The sequence below is a fragment of the Bradyrhizobium sp. WSM1253 genome (genome assembly GCF_000244935.1).
Lineage (GTDB): Bacteria > Pseudomonadota > Alphaproteobacteria > Rhizobiales > Xanthobacteraceae > Bradyrhizobium > Bradyrhizobium canariense.
Genome location: NZ_JH600073.1, coordinates 3332534 through 3347614, shown reverse-complemented (window position 1 = coordinate 3347614; position 15081 = coordinate 3332534). Strand labels below are relative to the sequence as shown.

The window sequence follows — 15081 nt, the reverse complement described above, 5'->3', positions numbered from 1 at the left end:
GGAAACTACCGCGTTGGAACCGGACTCCGCCAAACCTGCGCGGCTTAGGAGGCGGCGCTGCCGCCCGGTTCAAGCGCCTCACCCATCTCCAGCGGATGGGCCATGGCGTCGTGCAGCGCATCACGGTCGAGCTCGCCTTCGGAGATGCTGATGACGACGCAGGCGACACCGTTACCGATCAGATTGGTGAGCGCGCGGCACTCGCTCATGAACTTGTCGATGCCGACCAGGATCGCGATCGACTGGATCGGGATGTCCGGCACGATCGAGAGCGTTGCCGCGAGCGTGATGAAGCCCGCCCCGGTCACGCCCGAGGCGCCCTTCGAGGTGATCATGGCGATGCCGAGAATGCCGAGCTCCTGCCAGATGGTCAGATGGGTATTGGTCGCCTGCGCCAGGAATAGCGTCGCCAGCGTCATGTAGATGTTGGTGCCGTCGAGGTTGAAGCTGTAGCCGGTTGGAATGACGAGGCCGACCACCGAACGCGAGGCGCCGAGATGCTCCATCTTCTGGATCATCTGCGGCAGCACCGTCTCCGACGACGAGGTGCCGAGCACGATCAGGAGCTCGTCCTTGATGTAGGCGATGAAGCGCAGGATCGAGAAGCCGGCGAGCCTTGCGATCGCCCCCAGCACGACCAGCACGAACAGCATGCTGGTGAGATAGAACGTACCGATCAGGGCGGCCAGGTTGAGCAGCGAACCGAGGCCGTAAGCGCCGACGGTGAAGGCCATCGCGCCGAACGCCCCGATCGGGGCGACGCGCACGATGATGCGGATGATGCCGAAGAACATCTTTGCGGCCTTGTCGATCGCTTCCGCAATGGGCTCGCCGGCCTTGCCGAGAAAGGCGATGGCGAAGCCCGACAGGATCGAGATCAGCAGCACCTGCAACAGATCGCCGCGTGCGATGGCGCCCAGATAGCTGTCGGGGATGATCGCCATCAGATGGGCGACGATGCCTTCTTCCTTGGCCTTGGTGACGTAGGTCGCCACCGATTTCGGGTCGATCGTGGCGGGATCGATATTGAAGCCATGTCCGGGCTGGAGCACCTCGCCGACCAGCAGGCCGACCGCGAGCGCCACGGTCGAGACGGTCTCGAAATAGATCAGCGACTTCAGCCCGACCCGGCCGACGCGCTTGAGGTCGCCCATCGAGGAGATGCCGTGCACCACCGTGCAGAAGATCACCGGCGCGATCATCATCTTGATCAGCGCGATGAAACCGTCACCGAGCGGCTTCAGGGCCTTGCCGAGATCGGGATAGAAATAGCCGACGAGCACCCCGAGCACGATCGCGATCAGCACCTGGATGTAGAGGATCTTGTACCAGGGCTGGTGCCGCCGGTGGATGGCTGGCTGGATCGCGATCTGTGTCATAGAATAGGCCCCGGAACGTATTGATCTTGTTTGATTTGCATCATGTGATGGCCGCTGCAGAAGCGACAATCACATTTTTGTCTGTTCGCACGAAGATCGGTCGCTGCACCGCAACTGGGGGGAACATGCCGATTGCAACGGGCTCCGACGAGCGAGCGCAAGGCTATTTCCCGCATTGGACTCTGAAGTCCTCCGGCGTGATCATGCCCGAGGAGCGGCTGCCGCTTGGCCAGACCGTGGTCTCCGGTCTCCAGCATTGCGTCGCAATGTCGGGCTCGACGATCATCGCGCCGCTGCTGATGGGGTTCGATCCCAATGTTGCGGTGCTGTTTTCCGGCATCGGCACGCTGATCTTCTTCGTCATCGTCGCGGGGCGCGTGCCGAGCTATCTCGGCTCGAGCTTCGCGTTCATCGCGGTCGTGATCGCCGCGACCGGTTACGTTGGGCACGGGCCGAACCCGAACCTGTCGGTTGCGCTTGGCGGCATCGTCGGAGCCGGCGTCCTCTACGGCGTGATCGCGCTGATCGTGATGTGGTCGGGGGTTGGCTGGATCGAGAAGCTGTTGCCGCCGGCCGTCACCGGCGCCGTGGTCGCCGCGATCGGCCTTAATCTCGCGCCGGTGGCGGTGAAGGCCGTGAGCGCCAATGCGTTCGACACGGGAATCGGGCTCGCGACCGTTCTGATCATCGGCGTGGTTGCCGTTGGCGCGCCTGGCCTGTGGCGCCGCCTGCCGATCATTCTCGGCGCGATCGGCGGATATCTTTTGTACCTGCTGTTCGCGAACGGCTTTGGCTTCGGCAAGCCGATCGACTTCACGCAAGTTTCGGCCGCGCCGTGGATCGGCCTGCCGAGTTTTACCACGCCGACCTTCCAGACCGATGCGATCGTTCTGATCGCGCCGGTCGCGATCATCCTCGTCGCCGAGAACCTCGGTCACATCAAGGCAGTCGGCGCCATGACGGGCCGGAGCCTCGATGACTATCTCGGCCGCGCCTTGCTCGCCGACAGCCTCGCGACCATCGTGGCGGCCTGCGGCGGCGGCACCGGCGTTACCACCTATGCTGAAAACATCGGCGTCATGGCGGCGACGAAGGTCTATTCGACCTTGCTGTTTGCCTTCGCGGCCCTGGTGTCGATCGTGCTCGGCTTCTCGCCGAAGTTCGGCGCGCTGGTCCTGTCGATCCCGGGCCCTGTCATCGGTGGACTCTCGATCGTGCTGTTCGGATTGATCGCCGCGATGGCCGGCCGGATCTGGGTCGAGAACAAGGTCGACTTCTCAAGTCCGGCAAACCTGATCACCGTCGCGGTCGCGCTCACCGCAGGCGCCGGAGACCTCACGCTCAAATTCGGTGCCTTCACCATCGGCGGGATCGGCACCGCAACCTTTGGCGCCATCATCCTGTACCAAATTTTGACATCGCCATTCGCGCGCCGCGCTGAATGAATCGCAGCGATGCGCTGAGGGATGGAACAAAAGGCCGGTTCCGTCGCTGATCAGGGCATCCCGGAGAGAACCCATGCCACAAACCGATCGCTCGACCTCGTTTCACTCGCGTCTTGTCGGCCAGTACGCGCTGGTGACCGGCGCCTCCCAAGGCATTGGCCGTGCCGTCGCAATCCGGCTCGCGCAGGAAGGTGCGACCGTCGCCATCAACTATGTCGATCACCCTGAAAAGGCCGAGGAGACGCTCGCGCTGGCACGGACGGCATCGAGCGATCGGGGCCACGGCAGGCTCGATCATGCAATCGTCAAGGCCGACGTGAGCAATGAGCAGGAGGTCGCGGCGATGTTCGAGATGGTTTTGGCGCGCTGGAAGCGCCTCGACTGCCTCGTCAACAATGCCGGCTTCCAGCGGGAATCGCCGAGCGAGTCGCTCGACATCGAAACCTATCGCCGCATCATCGACGTCAATCTCAACGGCGCCGTATTCTGCGCCCAGAAGGCGCTCGCGCATTTCGTGGCGCGCGGCGCAGGCGGCAGCATCATCAATTGCTCCAGCGTGCACCAGATCATCCCGAAACCCGGCTATCTCGCTTATTCCATCAGCAAGGGCGGCATGGCCAATCTGACGCGCACGCTGGCGCTGGAATTCGCGAGCCGTGGCATTCGCGTCAATGCGGTAGGTCCCGGCGCGATCGACACCCCGATCAACGCGGCCTGGACCGGCGATCCGGAAAAGCGCAGTGTGGTCACCAGCCACATTCCGCTCGGCCGCGTCGGCACGCCGGAAGAGATCGCGGCCGTGTTCGCCTTCCTCGCCTCCGATGAAGCCAGCTACATCACCGGCCAGACCATCTACGCCTGTGGAGGTCTGACGCTGTTTCCCGAGTTTCGCGACAACTGGGCGAGCTAGCGGGCGTCCTGGCCCATCTGGCAACCGAGCGCAGCAGACTACATCTGCGCCATGACAAATCATCCGCTCCGCGATTTCGTCGGCCGGCACGAAAATCTGTTCGTGCTGACCGGCGCCGGCTGCAGCACCAATTCGGGCATTCCCGATTATCGCGACAGTCACGGCAATTGGAAGCGGACCCAGCCCGTGAACTTCCAGGCTTTCATGTCGGAAGAGCATACGCGTCGGCGCTATTGGGCGCGCAGCCTGATCGGCTGGCGGCGGTTCGGCCAGGCGAGGCCGAACGATGCGCATCACGCGCTTGCCCGGCTCGAGGCGAGCGGGCGTTGCGGAATGCTGCTGACCCAGAACGTCGACCGGCTGCATCAATCCGCCGGCCACCGCCAGGTGATCGACCTGCATGGCCGGCTCGATCTGGTCCGCTGCATGGGCTGCGGAGCGAAGACGCCGCGGAGCGAATTCCAGGAGATGCTCGGCGGCGCCAATGCGGAATGGTTGACGCTCGATGCCGCCGATGCACCCGACGGTGATGCGGACCTGGAGCATGCGGATTTTTCGTCATTCAAGGTGCCTCCTTGCGAAGCCTGCGGCGGCATTCTCAAGCCCGATGTCGTATTCTTCGGCGAGAACGTCCCGCGCGACGTGGTCGCTACCGCGCAGGATCATCTGGCGCAGGCCGACGCCATGCTCATCGTCGGCTCGTCACTGATGGTCTATTCCGGCTTCCGCTTCGTGCAGGCTGCCGCGCACCGGCAAATCCCGATCGCTGCGGTCAATCTCGGACGCACCCGCGCCGATGATCTCCTTACGCTGAAGGTCGAGGAGCGCTGCGAAGCGGCGCTTGCATTCCTGCTCTGATGGCGCGGGCTGCGAACACGCCTTGCCTATTGCATGGGTGCCAAGCAGAATAGCTGGACACAGCATGTTCCTGTCATCCATGGCATGGAAATTGCTGCGCTTTTGTCCTCAGTCTTGACGATCAGCACGGAGAATTTGGAATGCTTGAGGGAGCCGAGGTGCGGCTTGCCGTTGATATCGGTGGCACGTTCACCGACATCGTGCTGGACGTGGGCGAGGTGCGCAAGACGCGCAAATTGCTGACGACACCGCAGCGGCCGGAAGAGGCGGTGCTGGACGGCATGCGACTCATTCTCGCTGATGCGCGCGCCCATATCAGCGACATCGACGTCTTCATTCACGGCACGACGCTCGCGACCAATGCCATCATCGAGCGTCGCGGCGCCAAGACGGCGTTGATCGCGACCGAGGGCTTTCGCGACGTGCTCGATATCGGCACCGAGAGCCGCTACGACCAGTATGACCTCAGCATCGACAAGCCCAAGCCGCTGGCGCCGCGATCCCTGCGCTTCACCGTGCCCGAGCGTATCGACGCCCACGGTGCCGTCCGCCTCCCGCTGGACGAAGCGGCGGTGCGTGCGCTCGCGCCACGATTGCGCGCGCTGAATGTCGAGAGCGTCGCGGTCGCCTTCCTGCACTCCTACGCCAATCCCGAGCACGAGCGCCGCACGGCCGCGATCATCAGCGAGGAGATGCCCGGCATTTCCGTGACCGTGTCTTCCGCGGTGTGCCCGGAGATCCGCGAATATGAGCGCACATCGACTGCGGTGGCCAACGCCTATGTGCAGCCCCTGATCGATGGTTATCTCGCCCGCATGTCCGACGCCTTGCAGGTCGAGCAGTACCGCGGCGCGATCTATCTCGTCACCTCCGGCGGCGGTGTCACCTCGATCGAGACGGCGCGGCGCTTTCCGGTGCGCCTTGTCGAATCCGGTCCCGCCGGCGGCGCCATTTTCGCGGCGCAGATCGCGGCGCGTCTCGGCGAGAGCAAGGTGCTGTCCTTCGACATGGGCGGCACCACGGCCAAGATCTGCCTGATCGAAAAATACCAGCCCGAGACCTCGCGCGTGTTCGAGGTCGATCGCGCCGCGCGCTTCCTGAAAGGTTCTGGTCTGCCGGTGCGGATTCCCGTGATCGAGATGGTCGAGATCGGCGCCGGCGGCGGCTCGATCGCCCATGTCGACGCGATGAAGCGCGTCACGGTCGGCCCCGAGAGTGCCTCCTCGGAGCCCGGACCCGCCTGCTACGGCCGCGGCGGCCTGCGCCCCGCCGTGACGGATGCCGACGTTGCGCTCGGCCTGATCGACCCCGACGCTTTTGCGGGTGGAACGATCAAGCTCGACCCTGAGCTCTCGAAGCGGGCGCTGCTGCGCGCCGTGGGCGAGCCGCTGGGCCTGTCGGCGGAGACTGCGGCCTATGCCGTGCACGAGGTCGTCTGCGAGAACATGGCGAGTGCGGCCCGCGTGCATGCGGTCGAGCGCGGCGAGATTGTCGGTCAGCATACGCTGATCGCCTTCGGGGGCGCGGCACCGCTGCATGCGGCGCGCGTCGCCGAAAAGATCGGCGTCTCCCGCGTGATCGTCCCTTCCAATGCCGGCGTCGGCTCGGCCGTTGGCTTCCTTGCGGCTCCGATCGCCTACGAGCTGGTGCGCAGCCGTCATGTCCGGCTCGACGATTTCGACACCGATGGTGTTTCCGACCTGCTCCAGGAGATGGTGACCGAAGCGCGTACGCTGGTCGAGACGGGTGCGGCCGGTGCGCCGGTGCGCGAGCGCCGCGCCGCCTTCATGCGCTATGTCGGCCAGGGCCATGAGATCTCGATCGAACTGCCGAACCGCCGGTTGGCGACGGCCGACCTGGCCGGACTGCGCCAGAAGTTCGAGGCGGATTATGCGGCGATGTTCGAGCGGTCGATCCCGGGTGCGGCAATCGAGGTGTTGAGCTGGTCCGTGCTCGCGACGACCGAGGCGCGCAATCCGGCTATGGTCGCGGCCGTTACGCGCAAGCCCGCCGGGAAGGCGACCGGCAGCCGCAAGTTCTTCGATGGTAGGGCAGGGGAGGTGATCGAGATCCCGCTCTATCGCCGTGAAGACATGGCACCGGGCGCGACGATTGCAGGTCCCGCGGTGATCGCGGAGGACGAGACCTCGACGTTCGTCTCTAACAGTTTTGATGCCCATATCGATGGTGCTGGCAGCATCGTCATGGAACGGAAGGCGGCCTGATCATGAGCAAGGCAAGCGGCGCGAGCCTGATCGACCTTCAGATCATGTGGCACCGGCTGATCGCCGTGGTCGAGGAGCAGGCGCAGGTGCTGCTCCGCACCGCCTTCAGCCCGATCGTGCGCGAATGCGGTGACCTTTCGGCCGGCGTGTTCGACCTCAAGGGCCGGATGCTGGCGCAGGCGGTGACCGGCACGCCCGGCCACGTCAACTCGATGGCGGAATCGGTCAAGCACTTCATCGCCCACTTTCCGATCGAGACGATGAAGGAGGGCGACGCTTACATCACCAACGATCCCTGGATGGGCACCGGCCATCTCAACGATTTCGTCGTCACCACGCCCTGCTTCAAGGACGGCAAGCCGGTGGCGCTGTTTTCCTGCACCAGCCATCTCATGGACATCGGCGGCATCGGCTTCGGGCCTGATGCCACCGACGTGTTCATGGAGGGGCTCTACATCCCCATGCTGAAGCTGATCGACCGGGGCGTCGTCAACGAGACGCTGATGGCGATGATCCGCACCAACACGCGGCTGCCGATCGACACCGAGGGCGACACCTACTCGCTTGCCGGCTGCAACGACGTCGGCTGCGAGCGCCTGGTCGAGATGATGACCGAGTTCGGCATCGACACGCTCGACGCACTCGGCGACTACATTTGCGACCGCTCGCGCGAGGCCGTGCTGGCTGAGATCGCCAAGCTGCCGAAGGGCACCTGGCGCAACACCATGGTGGTCGACGGCTATGATGCGCCGGTCTCGCTTGAGGCGACGCTGACCATCTCGGACGCGGGCATTCACGTCGATTTCGACGGCACCTCGGCCGCGTCCAGGTTCGGCATCAACGTGCCTCTGTCCTACACCATCGCCTACACCGTGTTCGGTCTCGGCTGCGTCGTCGCCTCGCAGATCCCGAACAATGCCGGCTCGCTCTCGCCGCTGACGGTGTCGGCTCCCCCTGGCGCAATCCTCAATGCGCCGAAGCCGGCGCCGGTCGCCTCGCGCCATATCATCGGCCAGATGCTGCCCGACGTCGTGTTCGGCTGCCTGCGCCAGATCATTCCCGAGCGCGTGCCCGCGGAAGGCACCTCGTGCCTGTGGAATCTCAATGTGCGCGGACAGACCCGCTCGGGCGCCGGCGGCAATTACGGGTTCTCGATGGCGGTGACCTCCAATGGCGGCACCGGCGCGCGCTTCGCGAAGGATGGGCTGTCCGCGACCGCCTATCCCAGCGGTGTGCGCGGCACGCCGGTCGAGATCGCCGAGACGCAGACGCCGCTGATCTTCTGGCGCAAGGAACTGCGGCCGGATTCCGGCGGGGCAGGGCGCACCCGCGGCGGCCTCGGCCAGATCATCGAGGTCGGCAGCGGCGTCGATGCGCCGTTCGACATTCTGGCGGCGTTCGACCGCATCGATCATCCGCCACGCGGCCGCGATGGCGGCAAGAACGGCGAGGCCGGCTATGTCGGCCTGAAGTCCGGCAAGAAGCTGCGTGGAAAAGGCTTTCAGCAGGTGCCGCCAGACGATCGGCTGGTGGTGCTCACACCAGGCGGCGCCGGCATCGGCGATCCCAGGGAGCGCGCGCCGACAGCCGTCAACGACGACATCGAAAGCGGCCTCGTGTCGGCCGACAACGCGGTTGCAGTTTATGGGCATACGCGATGACGCTTCAGGCGTCGTGCGCGTAGCAAACGGAGGGGCCTAATGATCACGCGACGGAATTTTACAGCGGGCGCAGCGACACTGCTCGCAGCCGGCCACATTTCGACCCGCGCGCGAGCTGCGACGGTGAGCTGGGACATGTCGACGGTATGGCCCGACGGCAATTTCCACACCCAGAACGCGTTTGCCTTCGCCGACGAGGTGAAGAAGCAGAGCGGCGGTTCGGTCGCGATCACCGTGAAGGCCGGCGGACAGCTCGGCTTCAAGGGCCCCGAGCATCTGCGCGCCGTGCGCGACGGCCTGGTGCCGCTTGCCGACGTCCTCAACATCCAGCAGGTCGGCGACGAGCCCTTCATGGGCGTCGAAAGCATTCCCTTTCTCTGCGGCTCCATGGACGAATTGAAGGTGCTGCACAAATATGTGCGGCCCGAATACGAGAAGGTCGCCGCGCGCAACAACCAGAAGATCCTCTACATCGTGCCCTGGCCGACGCAGTATCTGCACCTCAAGGTCAAGGTCGCCGATGTCGACGGCTTGAAGAACATCAAGATCCGCGTGCCCGACAAGAACGCCGTCGACATGCTGGCCGTGGTCGGCATGGCGCCGGTGATGATTCCCTGGGGCGAGACCATCCCGGCGCTGGCGTCGGGCGCAGTCTCCGGCGTATCGACCTCGGCGGTGTCGGGCGTCGACGGAAAATTCTGGGAATTCTTGAAATACATCTACCCGACCAATCACGTCTGGTCGTCGCAGATGCTCACCGTCAACCTCGATTCCTGGAAGGCGCTGAGTGCCGATCAGCAACAGCTCGTCGTGGGCATTGCCGCCAAGATGGAGCCGGGCTTCTGGGCGAACTCGCTCAAGGCCGACGTCGACAGCCTCAACCGGCTCAAGGAAGGCGGCATGGAGGTGGTGCCGGTCTCGGAGGCCATGATCACGGACATTCGCGCCAAAACCGCGCCGCAGCTTGACGCTTTCGTCAAGCGCGTGCCGGCGGCCGACAAGCCGGTGCGGGCCTATCTCGCCGAAATGAAGCGCTGAGGACGGGCCGTGGTCAGCGTTTCGCCCGCAGCTCCGCACAGTCTTAACGCAGCGGCGCCGGCGCCGCTGCGCATCCTGCTCGACGGCATCGATCGTCTTGGCCGGCTGGACGGCTGGATCGGCGGCGGCTGCCTCTTGATGCTGACGCTGCTGATGCTGTGCGAGGTCGCAACGCGCTTCCTCTCGAACTTCCTGCCGTTCTTTCCGCCCACGATCTCGATCGCGTGGGAGTATTCCTCCTATCTGATGGCGGCGTCCTTCACCTTCGGCGCAGCCATGACCCTGCGTGTTGGCGGCCATATCCGTGTCGTGCTGCTGCTGAAGAACGTCCCGGCCCCCTTTCAGCGCGCGATCGAAATCCTGTCGGCCGCCGCCGGCTTCGCCTTCATGGCCTTCCTGACATCGTCGATGGCGAAGTTCGCCTTCGGCGCCTATGTGCGCGGCCAGGTTTCGACCTCGAGCGACACCCCGCTGTGGTTTCCGCAGGCCGTCGTCGCCTTCGGCATGCTGCTGCTGACGCTCCAGTTCCTGGCGCGCGCGATCCAGGCCGTGCTCGGCCTGCCGCTGGAGGATCATCGCATGAAGGCCTCGCCCGTCGAATGATCGCCCTCGCGCCAGCGGACACCGGATTCCATGACCATTGAAGTCGTCGCTCTCTTCGCGATCCTGTTTGCGCTTCTAGCCTGCGGCGTCTGGATCGGCCTGACGCTTGCGCTCACTGCGACGCTGCTGCTGGCGATGTTCCGCTCGATCCCGCTCGACAAGCTGCTGCCGCAATACGCCTGGAACATCTTGACGACGCAGGAATTGCTGGCGTTGCCACTGTTCATCCTGATGGGCGAGTTGCTGTTTCGCACCCGGTTGTCACGTTCGCTGTTCCAGGGGCTCGCGCCCTGGGCAGGGCTTCTGCCGGGTCGTCTTCTGCATGTGAACGTGATCGGCTGCACCATCTTCGCGGCGATCTCCGGCTCGTCGGCGGCGACGACGCAGGTGATCGGCCGCATGTCGCTCAACGAACTCACACGCCGCGGCTATTCCCGCGACATCGCGATCGGCTCGCTCGCCGGCGCCGGCACGCTCGGCTTTTTGATCCCGCCGTCCAACATCATGATCATCTATGGCGTGCTCGGCGACGTTTCTATTCTCAAGCTCTTTACCGCCGGCGTGCTGCCCGGCCTCCTGCTGGCGGCCACCTTCATGGGATGGGTGATGCTGCACACGACGTTCAACCGCACGCTGGTGCCGGAGTCCGAGGCAAAGCTCTCGCAGGTGCCGTGGCGCGAACGTTTTGCGGCGCTGAAGGACCTTGCGCCGGCGCTGTTCCTGATCGCCTGCGTGCTCGGCTCGATGTATGGCGGGCTGGCCACGCCGTCGGAGGCCGCCGCGGTCGGCGTGCTCGGCGCGGCACTGGTCGCCTGGGCGCAGGGCTCGATGTCGCAGCAGGTGATCCGCGACGTGCTGATCGGCTCGATCGTGACCTGCTCGATGATCGCACTGATCGTGCTCGGCGCCTCGATCCTCGGCAACGCCGCGGCCTTCCTCGGAATCCCGCAGGCGGTCGCCGCCTTCGTGAAAGGCTTGGGGCTATCGCCCTTCATGCTGATCGTGGTTCTGATTATCTTCTACCTGATCCTCGGCTGCTTCCTCGACGGCTTCTCGATGATCGTGATGACGCTGCCGATCGTGCTGCCGATCGTGAAGGGCGCGGGCTTCGACGAGATCTGGTTCGGCATCTTCCTCGTGCTCGCCGTCGAGATGGCCCAGATCACGCCGCCGGTTGGTTTCAACCTGTTCGTGATCCAGGGCTTGACCGACGACGGCCTCGGCTACATCGCGCGGGTCACGATGCCGTACCTGCTCATCATGGTCGGCTTCGTTCTGCTGCTGACGCTCTGGCCCGGCATCGTCACGATCCTCCCGAGGGTGCTGTACGGATAGATTGCGCCGCCCCGGCCGCTCAGCCGGGACGGCGCCTCAATCGTCAAAGCTTACGCCGCGGCCTTCTTCCGCGCCTGCTCGGCCTTGTACAGCTCGAACTCTTCCGCGATCGCCTTGGCGATCGACGGCCGTTGACGCAGGCGTTCGTAATAGGCCTTCACATTTGGCCATTTCGCGAGCTCGATCGGCGGTGTCGCCATGGTCCAGTTGATGACCGTGATGAGATAGGCGTCGGCAACGCTGAAATGGTCGAGCAGGAAGTCGCGCCCCTTCAGGTAATTGTCGAGATAGTCCAGCCGCGACAGGTTCTTCTCCAGCGCATACGCTTTCGTTTCCTGCGGCGCCTTGCGGTCGAGCACCGGGATGAACAGGCCCTTGTGCAGTTCGGTGCCGATGAAGCAGAGCCATTGATGCAGCCGCGTGCGATCGATGCCCGCTGCAGCGCCGAGGCCCGATTGCGGGAAGCGGTCGGCGATGTATTGCAGGATCGCGGCGTTTTCGGTCAGCACCACGCCCTCGTCGGTGCGCAGTGTCGGCACGAGGCCGATCGGATTCACGGTTCGGAAGTCAGTGCCGTCGCTCAGCACTGTCTTGGTCGGCGGATCGACTTCGAGATAATTGGCTTCGGCGCCGGCTTCATACAGCGCGACGCGGCTCGCCATCGAACAGGCGAGCGGCGAGAAATAAAGATCCATCTTGAGCCTCCTTGGGCAATTCTTCGATGTGACATTCGGAGTGTCGCTCAACCCGGCCAGATTGATTTTTGTACTGTCTTGCATATTATGGAGGCGGTCAAGGATTAAATTGCGAAATGGTACAAAAATCGAAGCCGCCAACTGCTGCCACGGAGCCTAAACGCCGCGGCCGTCCGCGCGCTTATGAACCCGACATCGCGCTTGGCAAGGCGCTCGACCTGTTCCGCACGCAGGGTTTCGCGGCGACCTCGCTCGACGATCTCAGCGAGGCCACCGGCATGAATCGCCCGAGCCTCTACGGCGCCTTCGGCGACAAGCGCGAGCTCTACATCAAGAGCTATCAGCGCTACCGCGAGGACGCGCGCGCATCGATGGTGGAGATCTTTCGCCAGGAGATGCCCGTGCGCCGGCGGCTGGAGCGTATCTTCGCCTCCGCGCTGAACATCTATCTCTCCGGCGAGACCGGCCCGCGCGGCTGCTTCACCGTGGTCACGGCGGCCTCCGAGGCGGTCGGCGATCCCGACATCCGCGCCATGGTGCTGGATGGCCTGTCTGAGCTCGACAAGGCATTTGCGAGTTGCTTCCGCCGCGCCAAGGAGAAAGGCGAGTTGCCCGACAGCGCCGATCCCGCCGTGCTGGCGCAGCTCGCTTCAGCGACCGTGCACTCAATTGCCATCCGCTCCCGCGCCCGCGTATCGCGGAAGGAGCTCGAGGCGATCGTGAAGGGGGCGATCGACATGATGGTAGGAGGAAAGAGCTAGGCGGTTGCGTGCGGCGAGCTATCTCCCAAACGTCGTCCTGGCGAAAGCCAGGACCCATAGCCACCGAGTCTGGTTTGGCGAAGATTCGGAGTTCCCGCCGTCGCGCCGCAGCTCCAGGACGACATTGAGTTTGTAGCCCCGCCTACGCCGCGCGAATATGCGCCAGGAAACGATCCACCTCATCGCGCAGCCGCTGCGATTGTTTCGACAGCTCGATCGCCGAGCCCAGGACTTCCTCCGCCGCTGTTCCCGTCGCGGCGATGCCGGCGGTGACGCCCGCGATGTTTTGCGAGACCTCGCCGGTGCGGGCGGCCGCCTGCTGGACGTTCTGCGCGATCTCCTGCGTCGCGGTGCCCTGCTGGCCGACGGCGGCGGCAATCGCGGCGGAGATCTCGTCGACTTCCTGGATCGTTGCGCAGATCGATTGGATGCCGTCCACTGCGCCGGTGGTCTCGCCTTGTACCGCCGTCACCTGGGCGCCGATCTCCTCGGTCGCCTTGGCGGTCTGGGTTGCCAGCGCCTTCACCTCGGAGGCAACCACCGCAAAGCCGCGGCCGGCTTCGCCCGCGCGCGCCGCCTCGATCGTCGCATTGAGTGCCAGCAGATTGGTTTGCTCGGCGATGCCGCTGATGAAGGAGACGACGTCGCCGATTTTCTGCGCAGCGTCGGCCAGACTCTGCACGCGCTCGTTCGACCGTCGCCCGTCGCTCGCAGCTTTGCCGACTACCGCGGTCGCGTGCGCAAGGCGCCGGCTGATCTCGGCCATCGACGACGACAGCTCTTCCGCGGCGGCAGCGACCGTCTGCACATTTTCCGAGGCGAGCGCCGAGGCCGACGACACCGTGCCGGTCTGCTGCCGCGATCGCTCGACGATATCAGACATCGAGCGCGCGGTGTTCTCCATCTCGACCGCGGCCGAGGAGACCGTGGTGACGACGTCGCGGATGCTGGCTTCGAAATTGTCGGCGAGAGCGGCGAAGGCGCGCCGTTTCTCCGCTTCGGATTGCGCCTTGGTGTCGGCCTGTTCGGTCTGGAGCCGGTTGAAGTTGACGGCGTTGTCGCGGAACACCGCGACAGCCTTGACCATCGCGCCGACCTCGTCATTCGCTTTGCCGACGGGGACGGTGACATCGAGGTGTCCGTCGGCCAGCTCGCGCATCACGGTGGTGATGGAGATGATCGGACGGGAGATGCTGCGGGCGATGAGATAGCCGACGATGGCGGCGAGCACGAGCCCGAGCGCGGCGATGCCGAATGCCAGCAGCCAGGCTCGGTCGGCGGAGGCCACATAGTCGGCATTGTCCATCACCAGTTCGACCGCGCCGAGGGACTTACCGGAAAAATCCCTGATCGGTCCGAGCAGCGCGGCCACTGGCGTGGTGTCGAGCTTGGCCTGTCGTATCGTGAAGTCGCCGCCGGCGGCGCGGCCGTAATCGGCCGCATCGAAGAAGCTCTTGCCCTTCAGCGTGCCGCCGAACAGCTTGAAGCCGCCGCCGTCCGCGAGATGGAAGGCGATGTCGACATGGCGGTTGGTCTTGAAGTCGTCCAGGAAGGACTGGCCGAAGGTCAGGCCAAACTCCACCGAGCCGAGATGCTTGCCGGCTTGCGCGATCGGCACCACGCCGCGGATACCGAGCCCGGCCAAGCCGCCCTCGAGGCCGACCACGACCTTGTGCTCCTGGTTGGCCATGATCACGGTCCTGCGGAAGCCCGAGAGGTCGTCGCCAAATTTAGCAGGCTGGTGTACGCGCAGGAACGAGGTCGCGGGCGCCACATGGAACTGGAACTGTTCGATGCCGTACTCCGATTTGGTCGCGGCAAACACCGGCCCGAACAGGCCGATCAAAGCGTTGCGATCCTGTTTGGCCATCGCGTCCTGCGTCGCCGGTATTGCGGCGACGACGGCGCTCATGGCGGCGGCACGCTGGGATTCCTCGGCAATTCGCGACTGGAGCGCGTCGTAATGGCTGCGCAGCTCGCGCTGATCGGCGCGGTCGATGATGCCGGAAATGATCCACATCGCCCCGAGCACGGCGAACAGGGCGGTCGCCGCCGCCGTCACCGCCAGCGCAACCGTGATCCGCATCCTGAGGCCGAGCGTGAAGCGCATGTCCGACTCGTTCGTTGAGCGTTGATTAACAACGCCTATCAACTTCTCGCTAAGAGAGGGT

The 15081-nt window shown here is 64.7% G+C and carries 12 protein-coding genes; 9 read left to right on the top strand and 3 right to left on the bottom strand.

Translation table 11 applies throughout. The features are described from left to right. Nucleotides 1–44 precede the first annotated feature (44 nt). The gene (locus tag BRA1253DRAFT_RS17265) at nucleotides 45–1379 is read right to left on the bottom strand and encodes a dicarboxylate/amino acid:cation symporter (RefSeq protein WP_007596363.1); all 1335 of its coding nucleotides are present in this window, start codon (nucleotides 1377–1379) and stop codon (nucleotides 45–47) included. A 125-nt stretch (nucleotides 1380–1504) separates the two neighbouring features. Between BRA1253DRAFT_RS17265 and BRA1253DRAFT_RS17260 the strand changes: the two genes are divergently transcribed. The 8 genes from BRA1253DRAFT_RS17260 to BRA1253DRAFT_RS17225 all read left to right on the top strand — a co-directional run bounded on the left by BRA1253DRAFT_RS17260 (nucleotide 1505) and on the right by BRA1253DRAFT_RS17225 (nucleotide 11454). After that, a complete protein-coding gene (locus BRA1253DRAFT_RS17260) occupies nucleotides 1505–2824 on the top strand; it encodes a solute carrier family 23 protein (protein ID WP_007596361.1) in 1320 nt (439 codons plus the stop codon). A 73-nt stretch (nucleotides 2825–2897) separates the two neighbouring features. Further along, on the top strand, nucleotides 2898–3734 hold the full coding sequence (locus BRA1253DRAFT_RS17255) for an SDR family oxidoreductase (RefSeq protein ID WP_007596359.1): 837 nt from the start codon (nucleotides 2898–2900) through the stop codon (nucleotides 3732–3734). 51 nt (nucleotides 3735–3785) lie between these two features. Further along, complete coding sequence (locus BRA1253DRAFT_RS17250) at nucleotides 3786–4592, top strand: NAD-dependent protein deacetylase (RefSeq protein ID WP_007596352.1); 807 nt, start codon at nucleotides 3786–3788, stop codon at nucleotides 4590–4592. Nucleotides 4593–4732: 140 nt separating this feature from the next. Continuing rightward, complete coding sequence (locus tag BRA1253DRAFT_RS17245) at nucleotides 4733–6817, top strand: hydantoinase/oxoprolinase family protein (protein ID WP_007596350.1); 2085 nt, start codon at nucleotides 4733–4735, stop codon at nucleotides 6815–6817. Nucleotides 6818–6819: 2 nt separating this feature from the next. Next, on the top strand, nucleotides 6820–8478 hold the full coding sequence (locus tag BRA1253DRAFT_RS17240; protein WP_007596349.1) for a hydantoinase B/oxoprolinase family protein: 1659 nt from the start codon (nucleotides 6820–6822) through the stop codon (nucleotides 8476–8478). A gap of 39 nt (nucleotides 8479–8517) precedes the next feature. Next, a complete protein-coding gene (locus BRA1253DRAFT_RS17235) occupies nucleotides 8518–9516 on the top strand; it encodes a TRAP transporter substrate-binding protein (protein WP_007596348.1) in 999 nt (332 codons plus the stop codon). A 9-nt stretch (nucleotides 9517–9525) separates the two neighbouring features. Then, complete coding sequence (locus tag BRA1253DRAFT_RS17230; RefSeq protein ID WP_007596347.1) at nucleotides 9526–10119, top strand: TRAP transporter small permease subunit; 594 nt, start codon at nucleotides 9526–9528, stop codon at nucleotides 10117–10119. A gap of 30 nt (nucleotides 10120–10149) precedes the next feature. Continuing rightward, entirely contained in the window at nucleotides 10150–11454 is a 1305-nt protein-coding gene (locus tag BRA1253DRAFT_RS17225; protein WP_007596346.1) for a TRAP transporter large permease, read from the top strand. Between the two features lie 50 nt (nucleotides 11455–11504). Here BRA1253DRAFT_RS17225 and BRA1253DRAFT_RS17220 read toward each other — a convergent pair whose 3' ends face one another. Continuing rightward, nucleotides 11505–12149 (bottom strand): glutathione binding-like protein, encoded by a 645-nt coding sequence (locus BRA1253DRAFT_RS17220; RefSeq protein WP_007596345.1) that lies wholly within the window; start codon nucleotides 12147–12149, stop codon nucleotides 11505–11507. A 116-nt stretch (nucleotides 12150–12265) separates the two neighbouring features. Between BRA1253DRAFT_RS17220 and BRA1253DRAFT_RS17215 the strand changes: the two genes are divergently transcribed. Beyond that, a complete protein-coding gene (locus BRA1253DRAFT_RS17215; protein WP_007596344.1) occupies nucleotides 12266–12910 on the top strand; it encodes a TetR/AcrR family transcriptional regulator in 645 nt (214 codons plus the stop codon). Between the two features lie 142 nt (nucleotides 12911–13052). On the opposite strand, the gene BRA1253DRAFT_RS17210 is transcribed toward BRA1253DRAFT_RS17215, so the two are convergent. Then, nucleotides 13053–15020: a methyl-accepting chemotaxis protein gene (locus tag BRA1253DRAFT_RS17210; protein WP_007596343.1), complete on the bottom strand. Its 1968-nt coding sequence runs from the start codon at nucleotides 15018–15020 to the stop codon at nucleotides 13053–13055. Nucleotides 15021–15081: the final 61 nt, after the last annotated feature.